Origin of the sequence: Clostridium culturomicium (assembly GCF_000821305.1) — a bacterium.
In the GTDB taxonomy this organism is placed as follows: Bacteria; Bacillota; Clostridia; order Clostridiales; family Clostridiaceae; genus Clostridium_J; species Clostridium_J culturomicium.
In genome coordinates this window covers 1,041,668-1,061,997 of the sequence record NZ_CCXK01000017.1, presented here as the reverse complement: position 1 = coordinate 1,061,997, position 20,330 = coordinate 1,041,668, and the positions used below count along the sequence as shown (strand labels likewise).

The following is a 20,330-nucleotide window of genomic DNA, read 5'->3' as shown; positions in this document are numbered from 1 at the left end:
GACGCTCACTTATGATTGATTAGTTAGTCAGATATCTATGGGGAGGTATTATTAATGGATTATAAGGTTGTCGGTACTTCAGTTCCAAGGCTTGATGCAGTGGCGAAGGTTACTGGTCGTGCAAAGTATGCTGATGATTATTTGGAAAGAGATATGCTTATAGGAAAGGTTTTAAGAAGTCCTTATGGCCATGCCAATATAAAGAGTATTGATACTAGTGAAGCTAAGGCTCTAGAAGGGGTTGAAGCTGTTATTACCAGTAAGGATTTACCACAAATTAAATTTGCTACTGCAGGGCATCCCTGGTCTTTAGAACCGGGACATAGGGACGTAGAAGACAGACTTATAATTACTGATAAGGTTAGATTTTGGGGAGAACCAGTAGCTGCGGTAGTTGCAGTGGATGAGATAACTGCAGAGAGAGCATTAAAGCTCATTAAAGTTGAGTACGAGGTTTTACCTGTTGTTATTGATCAAAGTGATGCTATTAAAGAAGGAGCACCTATAATTCACAGTGAAAGACCTGATAATATCATTAGTTCCTTTGGAAATGGTGTAGGAGACATTGAAAAGGAGCTTGGTCAGGCAGATTTAGTGTTCAGTAATGAGTTTATTACTAGTACTGTGCAGCACTGCCACATCGAGAACCACAGTGCTTATGCTTATGTGGAGCCAGATGGAAGAATGACTATAGTTACTTCAACACAAATTCCTCATATTGTAAGAAGAATTGTTGGCCAGGCTTTAGGTATGCCTTGGGGACAAATAAAGGTTATCAAGCCTTATATTGGTGGTGGCTTTGGAAATAAGCAGGACGTTGTCATTGAGCCTTTAACTGCAGCAATGTCACTTTCAGTGGACGGCAGACCAGTAAGATATGCTCTTACAAGGGAAGAGGTATTTATTGATACAAGGGTACGTCATGCTATGAAGTTTAATTTTAACACTGCTGTAAGTAAAGACGGAAAGCTTCTTGGAATTGACATAAAGAATCTTGTTAATAATGGAGCTTATGCCTCCCATGGTCATTCAGTAACCATGAGCGCCGGAAGTAAGTTTAGACCACTATATGATTTTAAGGCAATAAAATATTCACCAAAAACCATTTATACTAATATTCCTGCAGCAGGAGCAATGCGTGGGTATGGAGTACCTCAAATGTTTTTTGCTTTAGAAAGTCATTTGGATGATATTGCTAAGTCTTTAAATATGGACCCAGTAGACTTTCGAATGAAAAACCTTATTAAGCAGGATTATGTAGACCCATCCTCTAAAAATGTGGTACGTTCTTTTGGACTTCCTGAATGTATTAAAAAGGGGAAGGAGTTAATTAATTGGGATGAAAAAAGGAAGTTGTATGGTCATGATACTGGGAATATAAGACGTGGTGTTGGGATGGCTTGCTTTAGTTATTTTTCAGGGACATACCCTGTAGCATTGGAAGCAGCTGGGGCAAGGATTGTTATGAATCAGGATGGTTCAGTTCAGCTTCAGATTGGAGCAACTGAAATTGGCCAGGGCAGTGATACTGCTTTTGCTCAAATGACTGCAGAAGTTTTAGGTATTCCTATTAATATGGTTCACGTAATTTCTGTACAAGATACAGATGTGACACCTTTTGATACTGGGGCATATGCTTCCAGACAAACCTTTGTAACGGGTGCAGCAGTTAAAAAGGCAGCTGTGGAAGTTAAAAATAAGGTGTTGGAGTTTGCAGCAAGAAAAACTGGGTTAGAGCCAGAAGAATTGAATATAGTTGATTGCAAAATTGTAGAGCCAAGAAGAGGAGCTGTAGTTTGTTCTTTAGAAGATATTGCTATGGAATCCTACTATGATAGAATGTATAGCTGTCCAATCACCAGTGATACTTCAGTTAATATGAGAAATAATGCCATTGCTTATGGAGTAACCTTTGCTGAGGTAGAGGTAGATGTACCTACTGGCAAGATTGAGGTAAAGGAGATTTATAATGTTCATGATTCAGGAACTATTATAAATCCAATGCTGGCAGAAGGTCAGGTTCATGGAGGTGTAAGCATGGCTTTAGGCTATGCCCTTTCAGAGCAGATGCTATTTGATGAAAAAACAGGAAAGACCCTTAACAATAATCTTTTAGACTATAAGCTTCAAACTATTATGGATACACCTGCCATTGGTTCAGCCTTTGTGGAGGTACCAGATGGAGCAGGAAGCTTTGGACAAAAATCCTTAGGTGAGAATACTACCATTTCACCAGCACCAGCTATTAGAAATGCAGTTCTTCATGCCACTGGAGTTGCCTTTAACAGGCTTCCAATGAATCCTCAAAGGGTATTTGAAAAGTTTAAGGAAGAGGGATTAATTTAGGGGGTATAAAGATGTTTGATATAAAAAATATAATTGAGCCTAAAACTCTTGAGGAAGCTATAAAACTTAAGGGAGAGAAGTCGAGCTTTAAAGTAATTGCTGGCGGTACCGATGTGTTAATTAAACTTCGACATGGCTCATGGGAAGGCCTTGATCTTTTGAGTATTAAGAATTTAAATGAACTTGACTTTATAAGTAAGCAAGAGGATGGGACCATTGAAATTGGAGCAATGTCATCTTTTGCTAAGGTCCATCGCAGTGAGCTGGTAGATGGAAATCTAAAGGCTTTATCTGAAGGGGCAGTATCTATGGGTGGTCCGCAAATCAGAAATATGGCTACAATTGGAGGTAATGTGTGTAATGGAGCAGTTTCTGCAGACAGTGCGCCAAGCTTATTTGCTTTTAATGCTAAGGTGAAACTTGTTAGTTCCAAGGGGGAAAGAGTTGTTCCTATAACAGAGTTCTATGAAGGACCTGGAAAAGTAAAAATAAATGAAGATGAAATACTGGTAAGTATTCTTATTGATAAAAAGGATTATGATGGAGCTAAAAGCCATTATATTAAATACTGTAACAGAAAGGCTATGGATATCTCCATGTTGGGAGTAGCTGCTGTGGCGAAGGTTAGGGATGGAAAGTTTGAAGAGGTAAGAATAGCTTTAGGGGTAGCGGCACCAGTTCCAGTGCGCTGCTTAGAGGCTGAAGCCTTTGCTCTTGGGAAAGCTGTTACGGAAGAAACTATTAAGGCCATAGGGAAAGAAGCTGTAAAGGCAGCTAAAGCAAGAGACTCCTGGAGAGCCTCTAAAGCTTACAGAGAGCATCTTATTGAAGAGCTTACTTTAAGGGCTTTAAGAAAATTAGTTGAGGAAAGTGGTGAATAGTGTGAATGACGATTTATTAAAAAAGATAAATTTAAAGATTAATGGGAAAGATCATAGAGTAGAAATTGATGTGCGCGAATCACTTTTAGATGTTTTGAGAAATAAACTTCACCTTACAGGAGTAAAACAGGGTTGTGGTGTAGGAGAGTGTGGTGCATGCACAGTCCTTGTGGATGGTACTCCAGTTGATTCTTGTATTTACATGGCAGTGTGGGCTGAAGGAAAAGAAGTTTTAACCATTGAAGGAGTAGGTAATGGAAATAATATCTCAAAGGTACAGAAGGCTTTTGTAGAGGAAGGGGCAATTCAATGTGGCTTCTGTACTCCAGGGTTAGTTCTCACAACCACTGCCTTAGTTAATAGTGGAGAAAAATTCACAGAGGAAGAAGTTAAAAGAGAAATTTCAGGTCATTTATGCAGATGTACAGGGTATCAGAAAATCTTCAACGCAACAAAAAAATCCTTAGAGGAAAATGGGCAGATAAGTGAGACTCCAAATCTTTGATTTGATTAGTCCAACTTTTATAGAAGTAAATTAGCCAATGAGATAGAATATACTAACATTCTACTTCATTGGCTAATTTACTATTTTAAAAGTAGTGTATAAATTTCAAATCGAAAAGATAAATGCCCCCTTAGCAAAAGCCAAGAAAGGGCATTTAAAGAAATTAATAAGGGTCGTGTTTGGATCTGGATTATATATTTAAAAAAATTAAGGCAACAGAAATTAGAACCTGTAAATTAAGATAAAGCATCTTAATTTTATCAGTTTAAAATTAAAAATAATAAAGTATAAATTTAATGGAATATTTTTATGCAAAATTAATATAAGTAATAATGGAATCTATTGATTATCTAGTTAGTAAACCTTTTCTTTAAAGCCCTTTACGTCTCAAGGTTAAAGAAGATAATAAGATGTGAAATCATGATGTGATTCAAGGAAAGGTTAATTATTTACCTGTTATTTAAATTCTAACAAGAATAAAAAATAAAATCAACTATTTAAAAGAAATAAATAAAATATTTTGAATTGTCTGAATAGTTATTGACATTTTATGGTAAGAGGATTATAATTTGATTAACTAGTCAGTATAAGTGACATTCAAAAAGTGTATATGATAAGGAGTTTCCGTAATACATATTACTAAGAATACATAGCTATATTGGATTGGATAAAATTGTGAAACTACAAAGGATACTGTTTAAGAAATGTAAGAGTTTAAATTGTTTAAGGAGTGAATTTTTGTGGAAAAAATTAAAAATCTAATCGCTGGGCTTGGAGAGCTTAACTTTGAAAATATGTATAATGATGATTTCTTTTTAACTTGGGATAAGACTGATGACGAACTTAAGGCTGTTTTTGCAGTTGCAGATATTCTTCGCGCAATGAGAGAAGAAAACATCTCAACTAAAATATTTGACAGCGGACTGGGAATATCTTTATTTAGAGATAACTCTACAAGAACTAGATTCAGCTTTGCAAGTGCTTGTAACCTACTTGGATTAGAAGTTCAGGACTTAGATGAAGGAAAGAGCCAGGTTGCTCATGGTGAAACTGTTAGAGAAACTGCTAATATGATTTCTTTCATGGCTGATGTTATCGGCATTAGAGATGATATGTTCATCGGAAAAGGACATACTTATATGCAGGAAGTTTCTAAGGCTGTTCAAGCTGGACACGCTGAAGGTGTTTTAGAGCAAAGACCAACTTTAGTTAACTTACAATGTGATATTGACCACCCAACTCAATGTATGGCTGATTTACTTCACTTAGTTCACTACTTTGGTGGAGTTGAAAATCTTAAGGGTAAAAAATTAGCAATGACTTGGGCATATTCTCCATCTTATGGTAAGCCTTTATCAGTTCCACAGGGAGTTATAGGACTTATGACAAGAATGGGGATGGAAGTTATACTAGCTCATCCAGAGGGGTACGATGTATTACCAGAGGTTGAAGAAGTTGCAAAAGCAAATGTTGAAAAAAATGGTGGAAGCTTTACAAAGACAAATTCTATGAAAGAAGCTTTTGAGGGAGCAGATATTGTTTATCCTAAGAGCTGGGCTCCATTTGCTGCAATGGAAAAACGTACAGATTTATATGCACAGGGAGACAGCGATGGAATTAAAGCTTTAGAAAAAGAGTTGTTAGAAGAAAATGCTAAACATAAGGATTGGGAGTGCACAGAGGAAATGATGGCACTTACTAATGAAGGTAAGGCGTTATATCTTCACTGTTTACCAGCTGATATCACAGATGTAAGCTGCACTGCAGGGGAAGTAGCTAAAACCGTATTTGATCGTTATCGTGAGCCACTTTACAAACAAGCAGGATTTAAACCATATATCATAGCAGCAATGATGTTCCTAAGTAAAGTTAAGGATCCAGTTGCTACCTTTGATGCTTTATTAGAAGCAGATAAAAAAAGATTTGCAGGAAAATAGTTTTAATAGTTTAGAATTGAGAATTAAATAAAGTTGCGTTGAAGGATTACCAGAGAGATGAAATTGAACACTTGATGGTAATCCTTATTTTATAAGGAGGTGTGAGTATGAGTGATAGAATGCGCCCTATTAGCTTTGAAAGAATGGTTAATTGGATTATTGGAGAAGTAAAGGCTAAAGGAAGTATTTATGGAATTCATAGTGACAAGATTTATTATAGCAAACCAGAAAATACAATTACCTTCCTTGGGGAGACGCTGGGAATTCCAATTGGCCCTGCAGCAGGTCCAAACTCTCAGCTGGCACAAAATATAGTTGCTGCCTATTTAACAGGAAGCAGATTTATTGAATTAAAGACAGTTCAAACTCTAGATGGAGAAGATCTTCCAGTTTCTAAGCCTTGTATTAATGCAGAGGACGAATGCTACAACGTGGAGTGGTCCACAGAGCTTAGGGTTGAGGAAGCTTATGAGGAGTATGTGAAGGGCTGGTTCCTTATGCATTTACTTCAAAGGGAGCTTGGAATAAGTGATGAGAAGGATTTTATGTTTAACATGAGCGTTGGCTATGATCTTGAAGGCATAAAATCAAATAAAATAAATTCCTTTATTGAAAACTTAAAGGACGGAAGCAACACTGCAATCTGGAAGCAGTGTGTACAGGTTTTAGAGGATAACTTAAGCGAGTTTACACACTTTGATAAAGAAGCCTTAGAAAGTATCTCACCTAAAATCTGTTCATCAATAACTCTTTCAACCCTTCATGGATGTCCACCAGCTGAAATTGAAAGAATAGCTACTTATTTATTAAAGGAAAAGAACTTAAATACTTTTATAAAAATGAATCCTACTCTTTTAGGAGAGAAATTTGTAAGAAATACCTTTAAGGACATGGGCTATGGCTATATTGAGCTAAATCCACATCACTTTAAAAATGATTTGAAGTATGATGATGGAATTGCAATGCTTAAGAGGCTCAGAAAAATTGCTAAGGAAGAGGGCTTAAATATCGGAGTTAAGTTGACTAATACTCTTCCTGTTAAGATATTAAACAAGGAACTTCCTGGGGAAGAGATGTATATGTCAGGACGTTCCCTTTATCCACTGACTATTACATTAGCAAAGATGTTAGCTAATGAGTTTCAAGGAGATTTATACATTTCCTATTCTGGAGGAGCTGACTTCTTTAATGTAGATAAGCTCTTTGAAACAGGAATATGTCCAATCACCTTCGCAACTACTCTTTTAAAGCCGGGTGGCTATGAAAGAATAACTCAGCTTGCAAAGAAGCTTGAAAATTTGATGGCAAATAAGAAGTTTAGTATAGATACAAATTTATTGAATGCTTTAGCAGAGGGGGCTTTAACTGATCCTCATCATGTTAAGGGAGCAAGAACAGTAGGCAGCAGAAAGGTGGAATCAAAGCTTCCCCTATTTGGTTGTGCCATTGCACCTTGTAGCGAAGGGTGTCCAATAAATCAAAGAATACCAGAGTATATTTCCTTAGTTGGAGAAGGTAATTATGATGAAGCCTTTAAGGTCATTGCAAGGGACAATCCTGCACCATCAATAACAGGCACTATCTGTAATCATAATTGTCAATACAAGTGTACAAGACTTGATTATGAAAGTTCTGTGGAGATAAGAGCAATGAAAAAGCTTGCAGCAGATGAAAGTCAAGAAAAGTACACTGAAGAAATTAAACCAAGTGAAATTAAATCTTCTAAGAGAGCTTGCATCATTGGAGCAGGTGCTGCGGGACTTGCAACAGCGGCTTATTTAAGAAGAAATGGTATGGAGGTAGAGGTTTTCGAAAGAAGACAAAAGCCTTATGGAATTATTAATCATGTAATACCGGATTTCAGAATAGGAGAAGCTGCAATAAACAGAGACTTCAAAACCATTGAAAGGTTAGGAGTAAAGGTGAATTTTGGAGTGAACCAAAGTGGAAGTCTGGAGAAGCTTAAAGAGGATTTTGATTACGTAATTTTAGCTGTGGGAGCTTATAAGGAAGGTAAAGTTAACCTTGAAGAAGGCAGTGATAAAGTTCTAAATGCTATCAAATTCTTGGAGCAGTTTAAAGTGGGTAGGGCTGCTTTAAACCTTGGGAATAAAGTTTGCGTTATAGGTGGGGGAGATGTTGCCATGGACGCAGCGAGAGCAGCAAGCAGAATTCCTGGCGTTGAAGAAGTTTCCATTGTTTATAGAAGAACAAGAGACTTTATGCCAGCCAGCAAAGAGGAAGTTGATTTTGCTGTAGAAGATGGAGTTTTAATAAAAGAGCTTTTAGCTCCAGTGAAATTTAATGGTGAAACCTTAATTTGTGAGGAAATAGCTTTAGGTGAAAGAGATAGTTCTGGCAGAAAAAAACCGATGCCAACAGGAAAGTTAGTGGACCTTCCTGCCACAGCATTAATTGCAGCAGTAGGAGAACAGGTAGATACAGCTTATCTTGAAGCTTTAGGGATAAAGATAACTTCTAAGGGGCTTCCAGAAACGGGAATAAACTTTGAAACTAATATTAAAGATGTTTATGTTGTTGGAGATGCCTTAAAAGGACCAGGAACAATAGTTGGAGCAATGGGTCATGGAAAAACTGTTGCTATGGATATTTTAAAGAAGGAAGCTATGAAATGTGATCTTGAGCCAGAAGCTAACAAGGCTGATAAGCTTTCAGGAAAAGCTTTAAAGGATAGAAATGAACTATATCACCGTAAAGGAATCTTAAATATGCCAATGGAAGGAAGCGGTGAGGCTGAAAGATGTCTTGGCTGTAATAGAGTATGTGAAGTTTGTACAGATGTATGTCCAAACAGAGCCAATGTTGCAGTTAAGGTTAGAGAAGGTGGTAATGAAGCTTATGAAATCCTTCATATAGACGGTATGTGTAATGAATGTGGAAACTGTGGTGTGTTCTGTCCTCATGATGGCAATCCATATAAGGACAAAGTAACTTTATTCTGGTCATTGGAGGATCTAGAGGATTCATTAAATATAGGCTTCTTTGTTCAGGATGCAGAAAAGGGTATTGTTATTGTAAGAAATGAATTAAGTGAGGTAGTTAAAATAAATGTGAGCCCAGAAGGCTGTAGCGGTTGCTGTGAAAGAAAGCATATTTCAAAGGAAATATTGAGTTTAATTAAGGCAGTCATTGAGGAACATAGTTATTTATTATAAGGTAGTTTTTAATATTTCATGGCTCTTATGTTCTTTTTTAAATAAATGTTGTTGAAGTTTAAAGAAGTAATTCTAGGGAACATGTAACATTTAGAGACTATAGGATATTTTTAAAATAAATGTTGGTAAGATTTTATAGTAACTTTTGTGTTAAAACATGTTACTAAAATTAAAACGAAGAGATATATAGCTTTATATAAAATCATTTAAGGGAAAGGAGGAAAATTCATGCTATTGGTAGGAAATGGGAAAATAGTTACAAGAGATGATGAGGGGTCCATTATAGATAAGGGGACAGTTGCCATTGAAGGTAGAGAAATTGTTGAAGTTGGCAGTACTGAGGCTTTAAGAGCTAAGTATCCAGAAGCTCGTTTCATAGATGCAAAGGGAAAGCTTATAATGCCTGGTTTCATAAATACCCACATGCATTATTACAGCACATTTGCAAGAGGACTGGCAAATGACAGTCCTCCAGCAAAGTGCTTCACAGATATTTTAAAGGGCCTATGGTGGAGACTTGATAGAAAGCTTGGTCAAGAGGATATTTATTACAGCGCCATGGTTCCAATGATAGATCAGATAAAGTGTGGAGTAACCACTGTTTTTGATCATCATGCCAGCGGTTATTCTGTGGAGGGAAGCCTATTTACCATTGCAGATGCAGCAAAAAAAGCTGGACTTAGAAGTAATTTATGTTACGAAACTTCAGATAGAGATGGAGCAGAAATTGCTGAGCAGGGCATAAGAGAAAATGCTGAGTTTATTAAGTATTGTAATGAGCAGAAGGATGACATGATAAAGGGCTTATTTGGGCTTCATGCGTCTATGACTGTGAGCAAAGAAACTATTAATAAGTGCCAAGAGGCTATTGATGGATTAAATTCAGGGTTTCACGTACATTGTGCTGAAGGCATTGAGGATGTGGAAGATGCTAAAAGCAAGTATGGCACTGGAGTTATAGAAAGATGGTACAAGGATGGCGTATTAGGTGATAAGACCATAGCAGTTCACTGTATCCATTTATCAGATGAAGAAATGGATATGTTAAAGGAAACAAGTACTATGGTGGTTAATAATCCTCAGTCAAATATGGGAAATGCAGTTGGTGCATCACCAGTTCTAAAAATGGCTGAAAGAGGTATCCTTTTGGGCTTAGGTACCGATGGCTATACTGCTGATGTCCTTGAATCCTTAAAGGTCGGTGGAATAATTCAAAGACATGTGAATCAAAAATCCACTGTAGCCTGGGGTGAATTTCCAGAGATGCTCTTTAAGGGGAATAGAACTATTGCAGAAAGATTTATTGAAAAATCAGTTGGAGTGATTCAGTCAGGTGCTCTTGCAGATATAATCGTGGTGGATTACAACCCTCCAACACCAATTAACAATTCAAATTTAGAGGGGCACATCTTCTTTGGAGTAACTGGACGCCATGTTGACACTACTATAGTAAACGGAAGAGTGTTAATGGAGCACAGAGTATTAACCGAACTTGATGAAGAGCAGATAATGGCAAGAAGCAGAGAATTAGCAGCTAAGGTGTGGGAAAGATTTTAAATAATAAGTTTTAAGTGTGACAGGCTTTAGGAGGAAAATTAAATATGAGAAATACCTTTTAGGATTTCATCAAAAATCCTATAGCCTTCACTTAAATAATTAACTAAAACTATGGTTTAGTTACTATATAATTATTCATTTCACTTTTGATATGGAGTTACCATAAATTTTAGAAGATGGTGATGGTATGAAAATAACAGAGATACTTAAAATAGGTAAAAACAGTATAGTGTCCATTGTTGGAGCTGGAGGAAAGACTTCTTTAATGTTCCGGCTGGCTGAGGAGCTTAGGAAGAAAGGCAGAGTTCTTGTTACCACCACCACGAAAATCTATGTTCCGAATAAAGAACAGTATGATTACTTAGTTGTGGAAGAGGAGGGGTGTGATTTTTTCTTAAAGGATAAGGATGTCTTAACACATCTCGGTAGTGAGGTAGAAAATCTTAAAAGTACAGGTATATGGGTTTATGGTGAAAAAATCAATGGGGACAATAAGCTTACTGCTGTCAGTGAGAAAAAGTTAGAACAAGTTATTAAGCTTTTTGATTATGTTCTTATTGAAGCTGATGGTTCTAAGGGAAAGCCTTTAAAGGGGTGGCGGAAAGATGAACCAATAATCAGCAGCTATACAACATGCACCATTGGAGTTTTAAGCGGCAGGACCTTGGGATTAGATATAGGTGAAGAGAATATTCACAGAGTAAACAGGTTTCTAGGCAAGGCAGAAGGTACTGTGAATGTAGAGGATTTAATGGAAGTGATTTTTAATCCTAGTGGAATGTTTAATTATTCCAAGGGAAAAAGAGTTTTATACATTAATCAAATTGATGAGGAGTATGTTTATAAAAAGAACTTAGATTTGATAAGTGAAATTATTAACGAAAATTGGAAAAATGGTTTGCTGAATCAAGTTATTATAGGTTCCACAAAGAATAAAAACTACATCAACATGGACTTAGGAGGACAAGATGGTTAGTGGAATAATTATGGCTTCAGGTCTAAGTGTGAGAATGGGCAATTGCAAGCTTTTAATGGCTTATAAAAATAAGCCTATGATTCAATGGGTCATGGAAGCTGTTGAGGAGAGTTTATTATCACCTAAACTTGTTGTAACAGGAAATGAACAGGTAAAGGAATTAGCACAGAAGATAAGACTTTCAGTGGTGGTTAACGAAAAAGGTGAGCTTGGGCAGAGTGAATCCATAAAGTGTGGGGTTTTAAACTCTAAGGAGGCGAATGGATATGCGTTTATACCAGGTGATCAACCCTTCATCAGTGCTTCCTTTATAAATCATTTAATTCAGGAATTTGAGAAGGCTGAAGATAAAATAATTGTTCCAGTTTTTGAAGGTGCCAGGGGAAATCCAGTTATATTTCCCAAAAGGTTTAAGGAAGAGCTATTGAGTCTTCAAGGAGATATTGGAGGAAGAGTTTTATTAAATAAGTACAAGGAATACATACAGTTTGTAGATGTTGAGGAAGGGAAACTTCTTCTGGATATAGATACCAAAGAGGAGTATGAAAGGTTAATTAATGAAAATTAAAGAGAGTTAATTAAGTTGTTTTAATAAGAAAAATTCATTAAGGAAGATAACTACGATTACTAAATTCTATAGGATGGTTTTAAAATAGAACTTCTAGGGAGATGGGATGATGAATAACAGGGTAATTGTAAGAGGAGGAGGAGACATAGCTTCAGGAATCATTCAAAAGCTTCATAGAGCGGGGTTCATGGTGCTGGTTTTAGAGATAGACAAACCAACCACCATTAGAAGAAAAGCTTCCTTTAGTGAAGCAGTGTACGATGGAGTTACTGAAGTGGAAGGGATAAAAGGTGTATTAGTTTCTTCAGAAGAGGAAATTTTAAAGGTCTGGGAAGAGGGAAATGTCCCTTTAGTTGTGGATCCTAAGGGTGAATTTATAAATATAATTCAGCCTGTAGCTCTTGTTGATGCCATTCTTGCAAAAAAGAATCTTGGCACAACAAAGGAAATGGCACCAATAACTGTTGCCTTAGGACCTGGCTTTAAAGCAGGTTTAGATGCTCACATTGTTATCGAAACCATGAGGGGCCACGACCTTGGCAGACTTATTTTTGAAGGCTATGCAAAGAAGAACACTGGAAGTCCAGGGGTTATTGGCGGTTACGATATTGAGAGAGTTATTTATAGTCCTTATGAAGGTAGAATTAAAAATATTAAGGAAATTGGTGACTTAGTTGAAGCTGGTGAAATCTTAGCATTAATTGATGGACAGCAGGTTAAAACCTTAATTCCAGGAGTTTTAAGAGGAATAATTAAAGAGGGATTTGAGGTAAAGGTAGGGCTTAAAATTGCGGATGTGGATCCAAGGATGGAGCAGGTGAAGAATTGTACAACTATTTCTGATAAAGCAAGAACTATTGGAGGAGGAGTTTTAGAAGGGATTTTAATGCTTCAAAGAGAGATTTCGAAATAGCTTTTGAAAAATAATCCATTGGAAAGGAAACTCCTTTTCATATTCATTCAAAGGAGTAAATTCATGTTAAATAATCAAAGATTTAGATATTCATTTAAGGGGAAACTCCTCTTAATATTTATTCGAGGAGTAAGTTCATATTGACCAAATCAGAGATTTGGACATTTACTTAAGGAGGGTTTTAAAAATGACAAATATAATTTGTGAAACAGAAATTTTAAGATTGGCTAATGAGTACAAAAAAGATATGACAAAATTCTTAAGGGATATGATAAAAATCCCAAGTGAGAGCTGTGGAGAAAGAGAAGTAGTTTTAAGAATCAAAGAGGAAATGGAAAAGGTAGGTTTTGATAAGGTTGAAATAGACCCAATGGGAAATGTTCTTGGGTATATTGGACATGGTAAACATGTTATAGCAATGGATGCTCACATAGACACAGTTGGAATTGGTGATATAAACAACTGGACTCATGATCCATATGAAGGTTATGAAGATGAGAACAATATCTATGGAAGAGGTGGATCAGACCAAGAAGGCGGAATGGCTTCCATGGTTTATGCAGGAAAAATCATTAAGGATTTAAATCTTGAAGATGACTATACACTTATTGTAACTGGAACAGTTCAAGAAGAGGATTGTGATGGATTATGCTGGCAGTACATTGTAAATGAAGATGGAATTAAGCCAGAGTTCGTTGTTATAACTGAGCCAACTTCCTGCAACATCTACAGAGGACATAGAGGAAGAATGGAAATAAAAGTTACAACTCACGGAATCAGCTGTCACGGTTCTGCTCCAGAAAGAGGAGAAAACGCTATTTTCAAAATGGCTCCAATCCTAAATGAATTAAAGGAATTAAATGAAAGATTAATAGATGATCCATTCTTAGGAAAAGGAACTTTAACAGTTTCTGAAATCTTCTTCTCTTCTCCATCAAGATGTGCAGTTGCAGATGGATGTACAGTTTCTATTGATAGAAGGCTTACAAATGGGGAAACATGGGATTATGCTATAAAGCAAATTGAAGATCTTCCTTCAGTAAAAGCTGCTGGTGCAAAGGTTGAAATGTACACTTACGAAAGACCAGCTTACACAGGACTTGTATATCCAACAGAATGCTACTTCCCAACTTGGGTACTTCCAGAAGATCACCCAGCTTGCATGACTTTAGTTGATGCTTATAAAGGCTTATTCAAGGAAGAGCCATTAGTTGATAAATGGACATTCTCTACAAATGCAGTATCTATCATGGGTAGATATGGAATTCCATGCGTAGGTATCGGACCTGGACATGAGGACCAAGCGCACGCACCAAACGAATTAACCTTCAAGGATGAATTAGTTAAGTGTGCAGCTATGTATGCAATGATTCCAATTACTTATGTACAAAAGTACTGCAAGTAATTTTAATAATTTTTTAGTTAAAAACCCAATTAAATGTAGTGAAAGATGAAAAGTGAAAGGTGAAAGATTAAGGTAGGAGCTACTCTGCATTTCCATGAGTTAAATTAAATAATTAAATAAATAAACTCCTTTGGAATTTCAGAGGTAATCTTTTATGCTTCATTCTTAATGTTTCATTTAAAGGTAGGTGAATGTTTTGAAGAAGATTAAAGGTTTAGTCTGTTCTAAGTGTGGGAAAATGGTTGATGAAACCGTAATGTATAACTGCCCAGACTGTGGAACTGAGGGAACTTTAGATGTTATATATGATATGGACTTAGTTAAAAAAGAATTAACTAAGGAATACCTTTTAAATAATGATGATAAAAATATTTGGAGATATATGCCTATCCTTCCGCTAGAAACAAAGGAAGGAGTTGCACCTCTTCAAATTGGCTGGACACCGCTTTATGAAGCGCCTAGACTTGAGAAGGCTTTTAATATTAAGAAGGTTTTTGTAAAGGATGAGGGAAGAAACCCTACAGCTTCCTTTAAGGATAGAGCAACAGCAGTTGGTGTGGCAAAGGCAATTGAGCTTAAGAAGGATATAATGTGTGCGGCTTCCACTGGTAATGCTGCTTCCTCCCTTTCTGGTTTTGCTGCCTGTATGGGAATTAAAAATTATATCTTCGTGCCAAAGAATATTCCTGAGGCTAAGCTTGCACAGCTTTTAGTTTTTGGAAGTAACGTAATTCTAGTGGATGGAGATTATGATACTGCCTTTGATTTCTGCTTAAAGGCTGTGGATCATTTCGGCTGGTACAACAGAAGCTGTGCCATAAATCCTTATCTTTGTGAAGGAAAGAAAATAGCAGCTTTTGAAATTTGTGAGCAGCTGGGCTTTGAAGTGCCAGATAAGGTAATCATGTCCGTGGGAGATGGATGTTCAATTTCAAGTGTATGGAAGGGCTTTAAGGAGTTCTACGACCTTGGACTTATTGACAAGGTTCCGACTATGGTATCGGTACAAGCAAATGGCTCTAATCCAGTTAACAGAACCTATAGAAGAAATTCTAGAGAGTTTGATTATGTTCCGCCATCAACTATTGCAGACAGTATTTCTGTTGGTGTTCCAAGAAACGGTTATAAGGCATTAAATGCTTTAAGAGACAGTAAGGGAATCACCGTAGATGTAAGTGATGATGAGATTTTATCAGCTATCACTGAACTAGCAAGATATACTGGTGTCTTTGGGGAGCCTGCTGGAGTAACCAGCTTTGCAGGACTCAAAAAGCTAGTTGAGCAAGGATTAATCGGCGAAGATGAAACTGTAGTCTTTGTGGTTTCAGGCAGCGGATTAAAGGATGTTAAATCTGCTCAAAAAGCTGTAACTAGACCAGAATTAGTGAAGCCAGACATGGAGGAGCTAATTAAGTATTTGAAGGTTAACTAGAAATAAAAGTTGTTTGTAAAAATATAGATTGTACACCATGAAAGGTTTATGCACCTATGTGCTTATATTATAAATAAATGTTGGTAAGGTATTTGAATAAGAAGTACAAGTTAGAAATAGAACTTTGACTCTATAGGAGTAAAGTTTAACAACATTTCTTTAAAAAAGAAAATAGAGTCTAATGCTAACAACATTTCTTTAAAAAAGAACACAAGGTTATGAATAGGAAGAATAATTTGTTTTATATTGAGGAGGTAGTACAAATGCACAAGTTAATTAATTTAGATATAAATGAAGAGCAAATTCAAAAGACAGCTCAGGCGGCTAAGGAAAAGAACATAGTTATCCCAACTATTGCTCAAATGAAGGATCCAAGCCTTATTCCAGATGAAATCAAAGAAAAGTTAAAAAACACAGGGCTTTGGGACATCGATCCAGTTAACCTATTCAGAATTTCTTGGTACAACCAGCCAGTTAAAGAAGGGGGACTTTATAATCCACTTCCTAACTACATTGAAATCCCATCAGAAATTTCTGGGGTTAAAGCAAGAATCTTTGCTATGGCTGGAAAGTTCTTCCCAATTGGAGCACACAAAGTTGGTGCTAGTTTTGCATGTCTAGTTCCAAGACTTGTAACTGGTCAATTTGACCCTAAATATCATGAAGCTGTTTGGCCATCAACTGGTAATTATTGCAGAGGTGGAGCTTACAACTCAACATTACTTGGCTGTAAATCAATTGCTATCCTTCCTGAAAACATGAGTAAGGAGAGATTTAACTGGCTTAAAGAAGTTGCAGGCGAGGTAATTGCAACTCCAGGCTGTGAAAGTAACGTTAAAGAAATTTATGATAAAACTTGGGAACTAAGAAGAACTCGTGATAACGTAGTAATCTTTAACCAATTTGGAGAGCTTGGAAATAACCTATGGCACTATGAAGTAACAGGAAATGCTATGAAGTCTATCATTGAACATGAGAAAGGCGAGAATGGCAGAGTTGCTGGAGTTTGCTTAACTTCTGGTTCAGCAGGAACTTTAGGAAGTGCTGAGTTTATTAAGGATAACTATAAGGGCGCTAAGATGGTTGTTGGAGAGGCTTTACAATGCCCAACTTTATTAAATAATGGCTTTGGTGACCACAGAATAGAAGGCATTGGAGACAAGCACGTGCCATGGATTCACAACGTTAAGAATACAGATATGGTTATTGCAATAGATGATAATGACAGTATGGGCTTCTTCAGGTTATGTAATGAACCAGCAGGACAAGAATACTTAAGATCAATCGGCGTTGCTGAAGAAGTAATCGAGAAGTTATCATGGATAGGAATTTCAGGAGCTGCAAACATTCTATGTGCAATTAAGTTTGCTAAATACTATGAGCTTACTGAAAATGATATGGTAATGACAGTGCTTACTGACTCTGCAGAAATGTATCAATCAAGACTAGAAGAGATGAAGGTAGAAAGAGGAAGAGATTACGAAGAAAGAGATGCTATGACTGACCATGCAGCTAACGTTCTTGCAGTAAGAACAGATTCTATGGAAGAGTTAACTTACACCTCTAAGAAGAGAATTCACAATTTAAAATACTATACTTGGATCGAGCAGCAGCAATATGAGCTTGATGAGTTAAATGCTCAATGGTATGACTATGAAAACTATTGGGATAGACTTCATCAAATGGCTCCAGACCTTGATAAGTTAATTGAAGAATTTAATTCTAGGGTGAATGAAATATAAGTGATACTCTAGATCTATGATTAGGTTAGTAACTTACTCCTTTTAACAAAGGTGAATAATGAGTTTCCTTAACTTAAATATAGAGAAGTGATATTAAAAAAGGAATATTCAGAATAGTATAGAATATTTAATTACTAAGTAGTTAGTAAAGGTATTTAATCAACAGGACCCTGGATTTAAGAAATTAAAACCATGGGTCCTATTGTGGAATTAGGAGGTGAATAAAATGTTGGAATTTACTTTAAATGGCAAGCAGGTGTCTTTTGAAAAGAATATTAATCTTCTTGAATATTTAAGAGAAGAAGCAAATCTAACCTCCGTAAAAAATGGTTGTGGAGAAGGAGCCTGTGGGGCTTGTATGATTCTGATAAATGGAGTACCAGCAAGGGCATGCCTTAATACTTTAGAAAAAGTTCAAGGTAAGGAAGTTGAGACCGTTGAAGGTTTATCGGAGTTTGAGAAGCAAGCTTTTGCCTATGGATTTTCAAAGGCTGGTGCAGTTCAGTGCGGCTTTTGTATTCCAGGGATGGTTATGAGTACTAAGGGGCTTTTAAATAAAAATAATAATCCATCTGATGAGGAAATCAGAAGTGCTATAAGAAGCAATATCTGCAGATGTACTGGATATCAAAAAATTGTTGATGGTATAAAGCTGGTGGCGGAGATTTTAAGAGAAGGCAAGCTTACCTTGGATGAAGATGAGGATGGATCTATAGGAAAAGCTATCCCAAGACTAGATGGCATGGAGAAAATTTTAGGTACTGCAATTTATGTTGATGACCTTAAGGTTGAGGGTTTAATTTACGGTTCAGCTCTAAGAACCAAGTATCCAAGGGCTCTAGTTAAAAGTATAAATATTGAAAAGGCTAGGAAGCATCCAGAGGCTGTCGCAGTTTTAACTGCTGAGGATGTTCCAGGAGCCAGATATATTGGACATATTGTTAAGGACTGGCCAGCATTAATTGCTGTGGGAGAGATAACTCGTTATGTAGGAGATTCTGTGGCTCTTGCTGCTGCAAGAACTAAGGAAGGCCTAAAGGAAGTACTTGCCTTAATTGAGGTTGAGTATGAGGAGCTTCCTATATTGGAGAATCCGATTATGGCTTTAGCAGAAGGAGCACCTAGGATTCATGAGGGTGGAAATATTTTAAAGAGTGAAAGACTTCGAAGAGGTAATGTGGAGGAAGCACTGAAAAATTCTAAGTATGTGGTAACCAACACCTATAGCACTCCTTTTACAGAGCACGGCTTTTTAGAACCAGAAAGTGCTTTAGCTATGCCAGATGGTGATGGTGTTTTAGTTTATACAGGAGCTCAAGGAGTTTACGATGAGCAAAGGGAGATTTCTGAGCTTTTAGCACTTCCTAAGGAAAAGGTTCGTTCCATAAGCAAGTATGTTGGAGGTGGTTTTGGGGGAAAAGAGGATATGAGCGTGCAGCACCATGCAGCCCTTCTTGCATATATTATAAAGAAGCCTGTAAAGGTTACCTTAAGTCGTAAGGAAAGTATAATGATTCATCCAAAGCGACATTCCATGGAAATGACTATAACTACTGGTTGTGATGAGGATGGACACTTAACAGCCTTTAAAGCAGATATTGTTTCAGATACAGGTGCCTATGCTTCCCTTGGCGGACCAGTGCTTCAAAGGGCATGTACTCATGCTGCAGGACCTTATAGATGTAAAAATATTGATATAACTGGAACGGCGGTTTACACAAACAATCCTCCTGCAGGAGCCTTCAGGGGATTTGGCGTTACTCAATCCGTATTTGGTGGTGAATGTAACCTTAATATGCTGGCTGAAAAGGTTGGAATTTCCCCATGGGAGATAAGACATAGAAATGTGGTAGAACCAGGAGAAGCTTTGCCAAATGGACAAATTGCAGATGCTGGAACAGCCATAAAGGAAACTCTAGAAGCGGTTAAGGATAAGTACTACAGTAGTAAATATGCAGGGCTTGCATGTTGTATGAAAAATAGCGGGGTAGGGGTCGGAATACCAGATACAGGAAGATGTAACTTACAGGTTAAGGATGGGGCTATAATTATTAAAACCAGTGCTGCCTGTATGGGGCAGGGCATTGCAACCACAATGACTCAGATTTTATGTGAAGCTACGGGACTTCCGATTAAGTTTATAAAAGTTGGAGTCCCTGATACTCATGAAACACCAAATGCAGGCACAAGTACAGCTTCAAGACAAACCGTGTTTACAGGAGAAGCCACAAGAACTGCATCTATGAAGTTTTTGGAGGATGTCAGGGTCTTGGCAGGTGAGGATTTGTCGGCTAGTGATTGTGACTGTGGTGGAAGCCAATGGCTATTAAAAGATCATGAAGAGATAAAACTATGGCTGTTAAGGAATCCTGAAGAGATTTTAAGGCTACTTGAGGGACGAGTTTATAAGGGTGAATATACAGGAATCACTGATCCAATAAACTCCACTAAGGAAAATCCAGTGAGTCATGTGGCTTATGGTTACGCAACACAGCTTGTAATTCTTAATGAAGATGGAAGTCTTAAGGAAGTTGTGGCTGCCCATGATGTAGGAAGAGCGATAAATCCTATAAATGTGGAAGGGCAGATTGAAGGCGGTGTTGTCATGAGCCTTGGCTATGCTTTAACTGAGGATTATCCTTTGAAAAAGTGTGTTCCAATAGCTAAATTTGGTACTTTAGGAATATTCAGAGCTAATGCTGTTCCGAAAATAACTAGTGTTATTGTTGAGAAAAATGTATGTGAACTAGCCTTTGGTGCAAAGGGGGTGGGCGAGATTACATCAATTCCAACAGCGCCAGCAGTTCAGGGGGCCTATTATGCTTTAGATGGAAAGTTTAGAACTTCATTACCGTTAAAGGAAACTTACTATAGAAAGAAGGTAAAATAAAA

Annotated in this window: 13 protein-coding genes; all 13 read left to right on the top strand. The window is 37.1% G+C overall.

The window, feature by feature from the left end; all coding sequences use genetic code 11:
* Positions 1-54 precede the first annotated feature (54 nt).
* The 13 genes from xdhA to xdh all read left to right on the top strand — a co-directional run bounded on the left by xdhA (position 55) and on the right by xdh (position 20,328).
* Positions 55-2,346 carry a xanthine dehydrogenase molybdenum-binding subunit XdhA gene (xdhA, locus tag BN1075_RS17415; protein WP_040194550.1) on the top strand — a complete coding sequence of 764 codons (2,292 nt, stop codon included), beginning with the start codon at positions 55-57 and terminating at the stop codon, positions 2,344-2,346.
* An 11-nt stretch (positions 2,347-2,357) separates the two neighbouring features.
* Positions 2,358-3,227 carry a xanthine dehydrogenase FAD-binding subunit XdhB gene (gene xdhB / locus BN1075_RS17410; protein WP_040194548.1) on the top strand — a complete coding sequence of 290 codons (870 nt, stop codon included), beginning with the start codon at positions 2,358-2,360 and terminating at the stop codon, positions 3,225-3,227.
* Position 3,228: 1 nt separating this feature from the next.
* Entirely contained in the window at positions 3,229-3,732 is a 504-nt protein-coding gene (gene xdhC / locus BN1075_RS17405) for a xanthine dehydrogenase subunit XdhC (RefSeq protein WP_040195298.1), read from the top strand.
* A 740-nt stretch (positions 3,733-4,472) separates the two neighbouring features.
* Complete coding sequence (ygeW, locus tag BN1075_RS17400) at positions 4,473-5,669, top strand: knotted carbamoyltransferase YgeW (protein ID WP_040194547.1); 1,197 nt, start codon at positions 4,473-4,475, stop codon at positions 5,667-5,669.
* Between the two features lie 107 nt (positions 5,670-5,776).
* On the top strand, positions 5,777-8,845 hold the full coding sequence (ygfK, locus tag BN1075_RS17395; RefSeq protein ID WP_040194546.1) for a putative selenate reductase subunit YgfK: 3,069 nt from the start codon (positions 5,777-5,779) through the stop codon (positions 8,843-8,845).
* A gap of 228 nt (positions 8,846-9,073) precedes the next feature.
* Positions 9,074-10,402, top strand: coding sequence for a putative aminohydrolase SsnA (gene ssnA / locus BN1075_RS17390; protein WP_040194544.1), 1,329 nt, complete (start codon positions 9,074-9,076; stop codon positions 10,400-10,402).
* Between the two features lie 187 nt (positions 10,403-10,589).
* The gene (yqeC, locus tag BN1075_RS17385; protein ID WP_040194543.1) at positions 10,590-11,378 is read left to right on the top strand and encodes a selenium cofactor biosynthesis protein YqeC; all 789 of its coding nucleotides are present in this window, start codon (positions 10,590-10,592) and stop codon (positions 11,376-11,378) included.
* On the top strand, positions 11,371-11,946 hold the full coding sequence (gene mocA, locus BN1075_RS17380) for a molybdenum cofactor cytidylyltransferase (protein WP_040194541.1): 576 nt from the start codon (positions 11,371-11,373) through the stop codon (positions 11,944-11,946). The genes yqeC and mocA overlap by 8 nt, the downstream gene beginning before the upstream one ends.
* Before the next feature lie 106 nt (positions 11,947-12,052).
* Positions 12,053-12,859, top strand: a complete 807-nt coding sequence (gene yqeB, locus BN1075_RS17375; RefSeq protein ID WP_040194539.1) for a selenium-dependent molybdenum cofactor biosynthesis protein YqeB — start codon at positions 12,053-12,055, stop codon at positions 12,857-12,859.
* A 187-nt stretch (positions 12,860-13,046) separates the two neighbouring features.
* A complete protein-coding gene (locus BN1075_RS17370; RefSeq protein WP_040194538.1) occupies positions 13,047-14,264 on the top strand; it encodes a YgeY family selenium metabolism-linked hydrolase in 1,218 nt (405 codons plus the stop codon).
* Between the two features lie 196 nt (positions 14,265-14,460).
* Entirely contained in the window at positions 14,461-15,696 is a 1,236-nt protein-coding gene (locus BN1075_RS17365; RefSeq protein WP_040194537.1) for a threonine synthase, read from the top strand.
* A gap of 263 nt (positions 15,697-15,959) precedes the next feature.
* Positions 15,960-17,438 carry a pyridoxal-phosphate dependent enzyme gene (locus BN1075_RS17360; RefSeq protein WP_040194535.1) on the top strand — a complete coding sequence of 493 codons (1,479 nt, stop codon included), beginning with the start codon at positions 15,960-15,962 and terminating at the stop codon, positions 17,436-17,438.
* 226 nt (positions 17,439-17,664) lie between these two features.
* On the top strand, positions 17,665-20,328 hold the full coding sequence (gene xdh / locus BN1075_RS17355) for a selenium-dependent xanthine dehydrogenase (protein ID WP_040194534.1): 2,664 nt from the start codon (positions 17,665-17,667) through the stop codon (positions 20,326-20,328).
* Positions 20,329-20,330 lie beyond the last annotated feature (2 nt).

Coding starts and splice junctions, on each gene's coding strand:
- mocA (WP_040194541.1), top strand. CDS start 11,371: ATGGTTAGTGGAATAATTATGGCTTCAGGTCTAAGTGTGAGAATGGGC.
- xdhB (WP_040194548.1), top strand. CDS start 2,358: ATGTTTGATATAAAAAATATAATTGAGCCTAAAACTCTTGAGGAAGCT.
- yqeB (WP_040194539.1), top strand. CDS start 12,053: ATGATGAATAACAGGGTAATTGTAAGAGGAGGAGGAGACATAGCTTCA.
- xdhA (WP_040194550.1), top strand. CDS start 55: ATGGATTATAAGGTTGTCGGTACTTCAGTTCCAAGGCTTGATGCAGTG.
- yqeC (WP_040194543.1), top strand. CDS start 10,590: ATGAAAATAACAGAGATACTTAAAATAGGTAAAAACAGTATAGTGTCC.
- ygfK (WP_040194546.1), top strand. CDS start 5,777: ATGAGTGATAGAATGCGCCCTATTAGCTTTGAAAGAATGGTTAATTGG.
- BN1075_RS17370 (WP_040194538.1), top strand. CDS start 13,047: ATGACAAATATAATTTGTGAAACAGAAATTTTAAGATTGGCTAATGAG.
- ssnA (WP_040194544.1), top strand. CDS start 9,074: ATGCTATTGGTAGGAAATGGGAAAATAGTTACAAGAGATGATGAGGGG.
- xdh (WP_040194534.1), top strand. CDS start 17,665: ATGTTGGAATTTACTTTAAATGGCAAGCAGGTGTCTTTTGAAAAGAAT.
- BN1075_RS17360 (WP_040194535.1), top strand. CDS start 15,960: ATGCACAAGTTAATTAATTTAGATATAAATGAAGAGCAAATTCAAAAG.